The organism is Paenibacillus sp. FSL L8-0158, assembly GCF_038592965.1.
GTDB lineage: Bacteria > Bacillota > Bacilli > Paenibacillales > Paenibacillaceae > Paenibacillus > Paenibacillus polymyxa_D.
Window position 1 is genome coordinate 3472604 of the sequence record NZ_CP151949.1, and the last position, 11945, is coordinate 3484548.

Here is an 11945-nt window from a genome sequence, read left to right on the forward strand (position 1 = left end):
GATTTCACTAAGATCCTGACTGTTATTATTGGGCAATCTGATCGCGGATCAGTTGTAAAATCTTTTTTTCCAACCGTGATACCTGCACCTGAGAAATACCAAGCCGACTTGCAACCTCTGATTGTGTCTGATCCCGGTAATAGCGCAGGTACACAATCAACCGCTCCCGCTCAGATAGTCCGCCAATGGCCTCATTGAGTGCCAGCTTGTCAAACCATCTTTCCTGTGATTCGTCAGCAATCTGATCCATAAGTGTAATCGGATCACCGTCATTTTCGAACACCGTTTCGTGAATTGAAGTAGGTGGTTTATTGGCCTCCTGCGCAAAAACAACGTCCTCTGGCGTCACTCCCAGCTCATCAGCAACTTCCTTGACTGTAGGCAGGCGGTTGAGCCTTTTGGATAGCTCGTCCTTCATTTTGCGGACCTTATTGGCCGTTTCCTTCAAAGAACGGCTAACCTTGAGTGTACCGTCATCACGCAGGAACCGTTGAATCTCTCCGATAATCATCGGTACTGCATATGTTGAAAATTTGACTTCGTAGCTGAGATCGAATTTATCCACCGATTTTAACAAGCCGATACAACCAATTTGAAAAAGATCGTCAGGTTCATACCCCCGGTTCATAAAGCGCTGCACGACAGACCAGACGAGCCGGATATTACTATTGACCAGTGTCTCACGAGCCTCATTATCACCGGTTTGACTCAGTGCAATAAGCCGCTTGACTTCCGCATCCTCCAAATAGCTGTGCGAAGTTTTTTTTCCTCCTGCTTCCATAGGATCAACTCCTAATTATATAAAGCTTTCTTGGATTCAATCCTTTTCTTCATCCGGACCGACGTGCCTCCGCCCGGCTCACTGACTGCTTCAAACTCATCCATGAAATTTTCCATAATTGTAAAGCCCATGCCGGAACGTTCCAATTCAGGTTTGGACGTATATAAAGGCTGCTTGGCCAGTTCTAGATCCTCAATTCCTCGGCCTGCGTCCTCAACAACCAACGTGATCACGTCCGCTTCAATTCCGACTCTAATCGTTACAACACCTGACGGGTCGCTGTCATAGCCGTGAATGATACTGTTTGTCACCGCTTCAGACACCACGGTTTTCAAATCACTTAGCTCATCCATTGTGGGATCAAGCCTGGAAATAAAGGCCGCGACAGCCACACGAGCAAATGCTTCATTCTCGGACTTTGCAGCAAACTGCAAGCTCATGAAATTGTTACCCGTGCCTTCTCTCATGACACTACCTCCAGTTCCGTGAGCGCATTTCCCTCGTTGTCATAAATGGGCATGATTTTGAACAGCCCTGACATATCCAGCAGTCGGTGTACTGGCGGATTGACATCACAGACTGCCATTTTTCCGCCCTTTTGCTTGATCAGTTTGTACCGTCCCAGGATAACGCCAAGGCCGGAGCTATCCATAAACTGAAGATTCTTCAGGCTGAGCACAATATGCTCGCATTGCCGGCGCTGAATCGCCTCATCCATTTGCATACGGACCATGTCCGACGTATGGTGATCAAGCTCACCAGACAGCCTTACAATCAGTACCCCCCGGTGATGCTCCATTTCAATTTGCAGGTTCATGCTTGCTCACTCTCCTCCCGGTCTTGGACAAGGATTTCTACGTAGCCGCAGACGATTCCTGCCCTCCGACAAAACTAGAAGAAAACCCCGTAAAATCTACAAAGAAAATAGGTTCGACATGGTACGTTTAAACAATTTCCACCATCCGGCCTTTTCAATAGCCACAGGCGAAGTGATATTAAACTCCTTAAGCCGTTCTCCATCCTGATAGACGACCAGCTTACCAACTGGGTCACCAGCCTGGACAGGAGCTTTGAGGCTTGGGGCCAGTTGCAATTCATGACGCAACGTTTGTTTGTTGCCACCTTTTTTCACCAGCACACTGTAAGAACGGTCAGCCTGAATTTTCAGCTCTGGCAACACTCCTTTTTCAACTTTTACGCTGCCCAGCAATTCACCCGGCTTGTATATGGATTTCATTGTGTATTGAGAAAATGCATAGTCGAACATGGAAGACACTTCATTGTTGCGTATCTTCGTATTTGGCTCCCCGAGCACGACAGCTACGACACGCAAGCCATCGCGCTTCGCAGTAGCGGAAAGACAGAACTTTGCTTCTGCCGTATAACCTGTTTTCAGCCCGTCTGCTCCAGTATAGAAACGGACAAGTTTATTCGTATTCACCAGCCAAAAGGGCTTGACTGAGGATTTACGCAAATAGTCCTGATAGGCTCCCGTATATTTCGTAATTTGCGGGTATTTCAACAACTCCCGGCTCATAACCGCAATATCATGCGCAGAAGAATAGTGATTCTCTACGGGTAAACCGTTGCAATTGGCAAAATGCGTATCCTTGAGCCCGAGTTGCTGCACCTTGGCGTTCATCATCTCAACAAATGCCTGCTCAGACCCTGCAAGTTTCTCAGCCATCGCCACAGAGGCGTCGTTGCCTGAAGCCATCGCAATTCCCTTCAGCATCTCATCGACTGTCATTTCTTCTCCCGGCTCCAAGAAAATTTGCGAGCCTCCCATTGAAGACGCATATTCGCTGGCCCGAACTTTATCGGTCAGCTTGAGCTTGCCATCCTGAATGGCCTCCATTGTCAGCAACATCGTCATAATCTTGGTGATGCTCGCTGGAGGAAGCTTTTCACGACTGTTTTTTTCATAGATGACTGTGCCCGTATCTGCATCCATCAGGATCGCCGAGAGAGCCTCGGGAGCTAGCTCAGCCGCTGATCCCTCTTTGGTTTTGCTTTCAGGTATGCTTTCTTCGGCCCAACCGCCGACAGGGACGGCAGTCAAGGCTACCAGGCAAGCCAGGATGAACGTCACCACTTTTTTCTTCACAATCGGTTCCCTCCTCAACATATTGGCGTAAAACTCCGGAGCCCATTTACTTACTCCTCCGGCCTATTCGCGTGCTGCTAACCATTGTCGTCAGAATGAAAGAAAAATATTCCATATGACTAAAAACATCAAATAGCACCAAGCTGAGTCAGCATGGTGCGCATTTACCAATATCTAAAATGACAGAACATCTATCGTCTGTGAAATAATTGTTTAAATTCGGCTTACGGTGAGATATGTGATACCTCCACCTGGTAGAATATCCATTGCATTTTGACTGAACACCCGTATATCAATAAAAGAATTCGCTTCCAGTCTAAGTTCCATTGCTCCACTCAATGCACTATAGTTCAGCCCGCCAATTATCCTGTCATCAAGATAAGCATAGGCGGAACTCCCGGCAAGCTGCTCATCATTCAAGTGAAGTGCTAACCGTGTACGGTTTCCATCCACTTGGGGATCGGTCGAAATGTAGACTTGTATTCTGTATTTCCCAGCTCGCTTGGCTCGCCATCGGCTATTCACCGCATCGAATTCGATCAGCTCATCCTGGTTGATTTGATTGAACTTCACCTTCTGCCAGCTACCTGCCGGAAGATTTTGCCTCGCTCCCAGGTAGGCTTTAACAAAGGTTTCGTTCAAATGCTCAATTCCGTTGTTCGAGTATTTCTCGACCAGCAGCAAAGCCTGCCCTGTCCCATTATTCTCGTCATAACGATTATTGCTATAGCTAAAATCCAAATGTGAGCGAAGTGTCACCTGCTGTGTGGAAGAGCTACCAGAGAAAGAAATAAGCTGCTTTAGATTACGGGGATACCCTCCCACCTCGTCCACCAAAACTTTTTTGCCAATGACCACATCTACAAAATAGTTACATACGGATTGGGTGTCATCGAATTTGTCCGCTATCGCTAAAATGGAGTCACGCAATGCCACATTTTTGGTTTCTTTAGTAGCACCAATTTGAATAAAAGAAGGCACTGTCATCTTATGCTCTCTGCTTAGTCCCTCAAACCAGCAGCCTATAAATTCAGCGTTCATAAAATCATTAATTAGAATGGGAATATCATTGGAACTTCCATCCTTAATGTGCTGGCTAGCCAAAAATCTGGCCCCGTTGGAGCTATTCAGATCCAATGCCGTATCGTTCCCCAATGTAAAAAGCGCTATGCTAGTAAACTGTGAACTTCTGTTCTGCAAGTGAATCCCTGTTTTATTGTAATTAATCTCTGTGCATTTAAATAAATTGACATCACTTTCGTATCCCCAAAAAGCTGTTTCAAAATGCTCAATTAGGACATTATCCAGGGCAACTCCGCCGCCCTTCCAATCCTGAATACCCAAAGTACCTTTACCATAATATCCACGCTTCACCGACTGCGAAAACGGATTATTTAATGTGGCTCTGTCAGCCCCCTCGTACCGGATCGATAAGTCATGAAACTGCACATTTTGAAATCCGCTAAACGAAGGTAGACTTTCATCTCCAATTTGAAAACAAGGGCCCGTACCATAATATTCAATCGACGTAACCCCTTTGCCTTGTCGGTATCTGCCCTTATGAATGCCAAAAATGCGTACACCCTGCTTGCGAATCTGTAGGGTAGAGGTTATTTTGTATCGTCCACTGGGGATGTGAAGAATAGAATAATCGGGGGTCTTATTAATCAATTCCTGCAAAGCTGCCGTGTCATCCTGAATACCATCACCAGCAGCTCCAAACCAGCTTACGTTTACACTGCGTTCAATGAATTCTTTTTCAATGGTTTTAAAATTTTCATTTAATTGCTGCGGCGTTAACTCTTTGCCCGTACCACTCAAATTCAACTTCAAACGGTCTGTAAAATGATCCGCCACCCGAACACCCCCATGTTTAAAAACGTAAAAAGTTCCTTTTTGACCAGCCGAAGAATCCTTCATTTTCTTAGCATGGACTGAGTATATGCACAAGAGGGCTTGCTCTAGGCTTGAGAAAAATGAAAATATATTTTATTATGATTGTACAAGAAGATACGTTTTGTATATTATAGATACATAACGTATCTAGGCGGTGAAACCGTGAAACATATACTTACAGTAGCTGGTTTACTGGCTTTTTCGATTCCCTATGCTTGTCAGGGTTTGTCCCCCAGAGTTATCACGATTTCCCTGCTCATCCTGTTGTTCAGCTATATCATGCTACTACCTTCACTCAGATCATTGATCGCAACCTTAGCTGACAATCCGTTGCTGACTTTACTCATGCTGTACATCGCTGCCTCCTGTTTGTGGGCTGAACAAGAGCAGACCTCTTCCTTGCTGATGGTTCTCAAATTTCTTGCCTTCTCTACCTTTGGGCTCTATTTGGTCACCCATTATACAACACAGGGCTGCATTCGCCTATTAGTCGTTACGTTAAGTATTTTGAGCATACTCAATCTACTCGCAGTTTTGCTCGTTCCCTCCTTTGCTATCCATGGTGGCGTGGAACATACAGGGCTATGGAAGGGCATCTCTGGTCATAAAAATACCCTTGGAACTCTCTCTCTGTTAAGTTTTGTTTCACATGTCATTTACTTTTTCAGGGGTAATCGTAAATTTTTGCATATTGTCTTCATCTTACTCAATGCCTTATTGCTCATCGAGTGCCAATCTACCACCTCTTTGGTGCTGACATCTTCGTTCTTCGTATTTATATTGTTTATATTGCTGTTCAAGAGAATCCGAAGCATTGCGTTGCGTGGTTTCTTCATTAGCTGTTCCTGCTTGTTCGTTCTTTTGGGTTTGGTATTCATCTTTACTTATGGAGATGCGATTGCGTCGGAATTCGGAAAAACAACGACCTTAACTGGAAGAACGGAAATCTGGCAGGGGATTGGTGGTGCTATTCAGAGCCATTACTGGTTCGGACATGGTTACGGCTCCTACTGGGCAGCCCGGCCCAGTATCTATGCGAATGGAATTCGATTTGATCTGACAAGCAGCCATAGCGGTTTCCGAGATCTGTGGATTGATGTGGGCCTTACAGGACTACTGGCAACCATTACACTCGCCATAACAACTTTATTTAAATTCAGAATTGGCAAAGCAGATATGTATACATGGTTAACGGCAGCGGTTTTTTTCCTGTTTATCATATTGAACAATATAACGGACAGCCGTTTCCTAAACTCGCTATCCATTTACTGGATTATTTTCATGGTTATTGTGATCAAGGTGCAAGAACGACATAAAGTGGGTGTAGCAGAAAAAGCGAATTCAACTGCATTGAGCACACACCCTCTTCATTAGGAGATCATACTCAGCTCAACCGCTGTATGTAAAAAAAGAACCCCGTATCCACACCATCAAAAGGCGTTCGGATATGGGGTTCTTGGGATATATGTCCACCGCTTCAGTTGAACATGATCCCCAATCTACATTTGTGGAATAATCGCAAGCACAAGTTTTAAAAATTGCTCACGTACCTTTTCTGCCGTCTCCATCACTTCACCATGGGACAAGGGCTGATCCAGAATGCCCGCGGCCATATTCGTGATACAAGAGAAGCCCAGTACCTCAATACCTGCATGACGGGCTACAATAACCTCAGATACGGTCGACATACCCACCGCATCTGCACCCAGTGTACGCAGCATGACGATTTCAGCAGGCGTTTCATAGTTAGGTCCCAGCAATCCAGCATATACACCTTCCTGCAGGCTGAAGCCCTGTTGGTTAGCCGTTTGCTTGGCAATTTCACGCAAGCGGCGGCTGTACGCCTCCGACATGTCTGGAAAACGAACGCCCAGACCGGCATCGTTTGGTCCGATCAGCGGATTTTGTCCTGTCAGATTAAGATGATCCGAGATGACCATCAGATCGCCTGCTTCGTAGGAAGTATTTACACCACCTGCTGCATTCGTCACCAGCAGACTTTGAATCCCCAATTGCTTCATCACCCGAACTGGGAAAGCCGTCAGCTGCGGGCCATAGCCCTCATACATATGGAAGCGCCCTTTCATCATGACGACAGCGCGACCTTCAATCGTGCCCAACAGTAATTCTCCCTCGTGACCTTCTACCGTCGATACAGGGAAATGGGGAATATCCTGATAAGGAATACTAATTCCATCCTGAATTAAATCGGCCAGAATACCGAGACCCGATCCCAGAATAAGGCCAATCTCTGGACGTATTCCGCTCTTAGCACGGATATAATCTGCTGCTTCCTGAATTGTAGCTTGGTTGGCTGTTGACATTAATATCTCTCCTGACTTGTACAATCGTAAAGTTATAGTCATTATCACATGTTCTATGAAAGCAAAGTATCGTTACGTTCGATCTTTGCTTTCATGAGAAGTGCGGTTGCCGCCGTGCGGGTGATGCTTTTCATATACTTCCTTCATATTCCGTCTGGCCGTCTGCGCATATACCTGCGTCGTTGACAGATCAGCATGACCCAGCATTTCCTGTACAGAGCGTAAGTCCGCTCCGCCCTCCAGCATATGTACCGCAAAGGAATGCCGCAGCGTATGGGGCGTGATATCCTCGCTTATGCCTGCTTCCTGGCCGTACTTCTTAATCATTTTCCAGAAACCTTGTCTACTGAGACGCTGTCCAGATACGTTCAGGAACATAGCCTCCTGCTCTACCTGAGCTTCTTCACCCTGTCCGGATTTCAGCAATATTAACCGCTGCTCGTCCATATAGGCTTGTGCCCACTGTGATGCCTCACGGCTAATCGGTACAACACGCTCCTTGCCCGCCTCGCCGCCACAGTGCACAAAGCGCAAATCAGTGCGCACATCACGCACGTTTAGGGCAATCAGCTCCGATACGCGAATGCCCGTCGCATACAGCAACTCCAGCATCGCCTTGTCTCGCACCCCTTGCGGGGCAGTCACATCTGGCGCGGCCAGCAAACGCTCTATCTCATCCTGCGTTAGCACCGAGGGATTCTTTTTAGTCGCTTTGGGCAGCTCCAGCAGAACGGACGGATCATGGATCGTAATTCCCTCCCGAATAAGAAAATGAAAAAAGGAGCGAATGGAGGCGACGCTCCGTGATATCGTCGCCGCAGCTTTTCCCTGTTCCTTCAAACGGCCCAAATACAGTACCAGATGCGACCGTTGGACGTTATCCGGCTGCTCAATACCACAGCTCTCTGCAAACTCGACAAACTGCTGCACGTCTCGTTGATACGCTTCCAAAGTGCTGCGCGACAAACCCTTTTCCTCTTCCATATATTGAACGAAAGGTAGAATGTACATTTTCATGAGTTCCAAAAGTCTCCTTGTTCTGCATACAGCGGTTCAGTCTCAGCGCCTGCTTCTTCGTGTGCTGCCTTCATTTCATAAGCTCATCAAGACCGATTACTTAGACTATTCACCATACCAGTAAAAGAAACGCAAGCGTTCCAACACTGCTATTCGATGCTCGGACCCTTCATTTACTTTTTGTCCGCCAAATACCTTAACTGCATGTCCTTCCGGTATTCGGTAATGATCTACAGGTGTTATCCAATCTGTAAACAGCCTGAGGCTATAAAAGAACATACATGCCAGCACCCCGAACAATATTACCAAACGCAGCCATTTTAGTCCTCTCCGCAACGATAGTACCATGTGGATCAGCCGCCTTTCCCCCAGAATATGGCCCCAATTAGGACTCTCTATGGAAGGGTATGACAAGCTATTCCTTTTTATACCACTTAATCCCGAACAACAGATTCCGAACCAAAAAAGCTCTCCCGAACGCATCTTCGTCGGTGAGAGCTTGGGTAGTCAGCTTTAGTCCTGAGATTTGTTTTTTCTGGATTTGCCCAAAGATTTCTGAGCGGTCGTATCGTTCTTCGCCTTACAGCGATAACAAATACCGTGAAAGTCCAAACGATGATCCACTACGGTAAAATTATATTCCCGTTCCAGACGCTCTTCCAACGGTCCAAGCCAATCCTCCAGTATTTCATCTACACTGCCACACTGCACACATATCAAATGGTGATGGTGATGTTTGGTTGTATCGCCACGCAAATCATAACGCGCAACACCATCACCAAAATTAATTTTCTCCACGACATGCAGTTCACTTAGCAGTTCTAGGGTACGGTATACGGTTGCCAGACCGATTTCGGGAGCTTTCTCTTTGACGAGCATAAATACATCTTCCGCACTCAGATGATCATCTTCGTTCTCAAGTAAAACTCTGACGGTGGCTTCCCGCTGAGGCGTTAGTTTGTAGCCCTGGGATTGCAGCTGCTGCTTAATTTTTTCGATCCGTGCTTCCATGTGTCTCCCTCCCCCTGCAAAGCTACTGCCTACTGCACTTTTTTCACTCCTATTATTATAGGGGGTCTATACAAATAAAGTCAAACATTTTGAAACGGATCAAGATGACACGGAAGCTGTCAGCATAGGAGTGACCCATTGCATCATAACCGGGGTGATCCAAGTTTCAAAGGACGCGCTACCGATAAGAAGCACCATCATCACAGCAGTCAATCCTGCGTAAGACAGCAACGGACGCAGCATCCCGTCTGACGGCCGGGTAGCGAGTATTTTGGCTTTGATCATATGGATGGAAAAAGTCATCGCAGCCACGCTACACACGAGCAGTACCGGAATCACGAGCAGGTTATGGGGAGCAACTGAAACCAAAGAAAATAGCAGTCCTTTCCACGAGTATTGCCCCACCATATAACCTACTGAAAATCCGATCAGCACACCCTTAAGGAAATTCAATACAAGAATGCCCGGAAGACCGATAACCGAAAGGCCACACACCCAAATTAGGCCGACCCATTTCAGATGTAAAGATACGCTATCCCAAAAGGTCGAAGCCGCCTGCGAATCAGCGAAGCCCTGTTCGTTTTGATTGACCGTTACAAAAAAATCCTTCAGGTAACGGGACAAATCCTGTAACTGCTCCAGCGAGAGTGCGTTTACCATAAGTGCACCAAAGACGACTCCCACCAGAAACAGTACAGCCAAGAAAACATAATACGGCGTCTGATCCTTTAACGTATGACGAAACCATTGCATCGGCGTTCTGCCCCTTTCATCTGCTTGTTTGTCCAAAAAACAACCGTAATCCCGACGGCTGATGGCTAGAAATGGGGCAGCTTTCACTGCAGATCAAACATCACGAATGATGTGCCAAGCCAGCGGCATAGTTAATTTATGGTTATGAACAAGCAGACGCTGATATGCCTTTAGAGGGACAAGACTTTTCTAGGACTTAGCTACTTTGCCGTATGTTCCACCACCACCGGATACAAGCGACAGTCGCCCCTCGCGTGAAAGCACAATTTGCTCTGCCAGCACTTTTCCGACGACTGCTGCTAACTCCTCCTGTGTAACCTCATGTAAAATATTCATTTCTGTTCCAAATGCAGCCAATAGCTGGTTCAGCTTGGCTTTGCCCAGACCTGGAATAAATTCCAGTGGAATCTGGTAAATGTACGGCGGACGATGGGAGGGAATCATGGGTTGTTCACGGTCAGCAATGCTCCATATTCGATCCAGCACTCCTCGCACCAGCTTGGTATGACCACAGTCAGGGCAACGTTCATCCGCCATCTGTTGCTCGTCAATAATCGTACCGCAGCTTTGACAGTAAGAGCGATGGTATTTGCCCAGTTTTGGATTTAATCCGTAGTTGGCACGCACCCGTCGTCCTTCCCGCCGCTCCAAAGCCATTCTGAATTCATCAAAACACGGCTTCGCCAGTGATAATTTATTGTATTCTCGTCCGATTTTCCCGAGTGAATGGGCATCTGAATTCGTGAGAAAGCTGAAGCGATCCAGTTCCGAAATCAAACCGGCCATAGATGAATCTGCGCTCAGTCCCAGCTCCACCCCACTAATGAGCTCCATATCCAGCAGTTCCTCCATACGGGCCGCTGAACTGCCGTATATGCCCTTATGAGGAGTAAAGACGTGCGCAGGCACCATAATGCCTCCACGTCCGTAAATTTGCTGCTGCAACTCGCGTGGAGGTGCATAGATTCGTTGTGAACTGAGATTAACATTTTTCATATGCCGGGCCAGCCATTGGGTAAAATCCTCCATCGCCACCAGATCTGGAAAATAGGCCAGTACGTGCGCCTCAGGACGACCTTCAGCACGTATTTCCAGCTCCGTGCCAAGGAGAATAACCGTATCCCGGTATGCGATACCACCGCCGCTGATTTCCTTCATTTCACCTGTATGTAAATAGGTACGGATATCCTCCTGTACATTAGGTGCATGGCAGTCAATGATACCGATCAGCCCAATTCCTTTGCGACCAGAGGCTTCCTTAGCTATGTTGGCAAAGGTCAGGTCGCGGCTGCCACTAATTTTGACCGGATTTCCCTTCTCTGTTCTGCCAATATGAATATGCAAGTCTGCAAAGTAGTCGTTAAGTTCTACTATATTTTCATCCATCCGCTTAGAATCTCCCTGTATGTTGGTGGAGTTGCCATGCGTAGACGGCCAGAATCGTTTTGGCATCACTAATCCGTCCTTCACGAATGAGCGTCTGTGCTTCTTCCAGCGTCACCTCAAACAGCTCCAGAAATTCATCCTCATCCGGTTCCATCTCACCTAACTCCAGCTCTTCGGCCACATACAGATGAATGATTTCATCGGCAAAGCCAGGAGAGGTATAAAAGGAGTGCAGCAGCTTCAACGACTTGGCAGTGTAACCTGTCTCTTCTCTCAGCTCACGTCCCGCTGCTTCCATCGGGTCTTCACCCCGCTCTAGCTTACCTGCAGGAATTTCTACCTCACAGCGTCCCATAGCCTGTCTGTACTGGTCCACGACCAGCATTTTCCCTTCATGCAGAGCCAAAACAGCCACCGCACCTGGATGCTTTACGATCTCACGCTTTCCAGTGGAGCCGTCGGGTAGCTCTACCGTGTCCACCTGTAATGTAATAACCTTTCCCTCAAAGATAGGCTGTGTGGAAACGGTCTTTTCCTCTAGCGCAGGATTGGAATAAGGCTTGCGAGGTGCATCGTTTGTTGGATTGTTCAATTGTCCATTCGTTTGCTCGTTCATCGGTAAGTTTCCTCCTTCATATCTATCTTTCTTTATTAATTATCACCAAAGTTA

At 46.9% G+C, this 11945-nt stretch carries 13 protein-coding genes; 1 reads left to right on the plus strand and 12 read right to left on the minus strand.

Translation table 11 applies throughout. The annotated features are described in order from the left end of the window. Positions 1-25: 25 nt before the first annotated feature. The 5 genes from sigF to NSQ68_RS15170 all read right to left on the minus strand — a co-directional run bounded on the left by sigF (position 26) and on the right by NSQ68_RS15170 (position 4745). The gene (sigF, locus tag NSQ68_RS15150) at positions 26-781 is read right to left on the minus strand and encodes an RNA polymerase sporulation sigma factor SigF (protein WP_342426423.1); all 756 of its coding nucleotides are present in this window, start codon (positions 779-781) and stop codon (positions 26-28) included. 11 nt (positions 782-792) lie between these two features. After that, the gene (gene spoIIAB / locus NSQ68_RS15155; protein WP_029517294.1) at positions 793-1248 is read right to left on the minus strand and encodes an anti-sigma F factor; all 456 of its coding nucleotides are present in this window, start codon (positions 1246-1248) and stop codon (positions 793-795) included. Then, positions 1245-1598: an anti-sigma F factor antagonist gene (spoIIAA, locus tag NSQ68_RS15160; RefSeq protein WP_013310782.1), complete on the minus strand. Its 354-nt coding sequence runs from the start codon at positions 1596-1598 to the stop codon at positions 1245-1247. Before spoIIAA ends, spoIIAB begins: the two co-directional genes overlap by 4 nt. 96 nt (positions 1599-1694) lie before the next feature. Beyond that, on the minus strand, positions 1695-2888 hold the full coding sequence (locus NSQ68_RS15165; protein WP_342426424.1) for a D-alanyl-D-alanine carboxypeptidase family protein: 1194 nt from the start codon (positions 2886-2888) through the stop codon (positions 1695-1697). Between the two features lie 213 nt (positions 2889-3101). Then, positions 3102-4745: a glycosyl hydrolase family 28-related protein gene (locus NSQ68_RS15170; RefSeq protein ID WP_307346269.1), complete on the minus strand. Its 1644-nt coding sequence runs from the start codon at positions 4743-4745 to the stop codon at positions 3102-3104. A gap of 201 nt (positions 4746-4946) precedes the next feature. Here NSQ68_RS15170 and NSQ68_RS15175 point away from each other — a divergent pair, with 201 nt between their 5' ends. Next, on the plus strand, positions 4947-6158 hold the full coding sequence (locus NSQ68_RS15175; protein WP_342426425.1) for an O-antigen ligase family protein: 1212 nt from the start codon (positions 4947-4949) through the stop codon (positions 6156-6158). Positions 6159-6283: 125 nt separating this feature from the next. Here the strand turns inward: NSQ68_RS15175 and NSQ68_RS15180 are convergent, their stop codons facing one another. From NSQ68_RS15180 to NSQ68_RS15210, 7 genes are all read right to left on the minus strand, one after another. Beyond that, positions 6284-7108: a purine-nucleoside phosphorylase gene (locus NSQ68_RS15180; protein ID WP_013310786.1), complete on the minus strand. Its 825-nt coding sequence runs from the start codon at positions 7106-7108 to the stop codon at positions 6284-6286. A 72-nt stretch (positions 7109-7180) separates the two neighbouring features. Then, positions 7181-8125, minus strand: coding sequence for a site-specific tyrosine recombinase XerD (gene xerD, locus NSQ68_RS15185; protein WP_342426426.1), 945 nt, complete (start codon positions 8123-8125; stop codon positions 7181-7183). 105 nt (positions 8126-8230) lie between these two features. After that, positions 8231-8473 carry a YqzK family protein gene (locus NSQ68_RS15190; protein WP_023989220.1) on the minus strand — a complete coding sequence of 81 codons (243 nt, stop codon included), beginning with the start codon at positions 8471-8473 and terminating at the stop codon, positions 8231-8233. Positions 8474-8638: 165 nt separating this feature from the next. Beyond that, the gene (locus tag NSQ68_RS15195; RefSeq protein WP_013310789.1) at positions 8639-9136 is read right to left on the minus strand and encodes a Fur family transcriptional regulator; all 498 of its coding nucleotides are present in this window, start codon (positions 9134-9136) and stop codon (positions 8639-8641) included. Positions 9137-9235: 99 nt separating this feature from the next. After that, positions 9236-9889, minus strand: a complete 654-nt coding sequence (gene spoIIM, locus NSQ68_RS15200; protein WP_342426427.1) for a stage II sporulation protein M — start codon at positions 9887-9889, stop codon at positions 9236-9238. A 189-nt stretch (positions 9890-10078) separates the two neighbouring features. Further along, positions 10079-11275, minus strand: a complete 1197-nt coding sequence (locus tag NSQ68_RS15205) for an endonuclease Q family protein (RefSeq protein WP_342426428.1) — start codon at positions 11273-11275, stop codon at positions 10079-10081. 4 nt (positions 11276-11279) lie between these two features. Further along, positions 11280-11891 (minus strand): NUDIX hydrolase, encoded by a 612-nt coding sequence (locus NSQ68_RS15210; RefSeq protein WP_342426429.1) that lies wholly within the window; start codon positions 11889-11891, stop codon positions 11280-11282. Between the last annotated feature and the right edge of the window lie 54 nt (positions 11892-11945).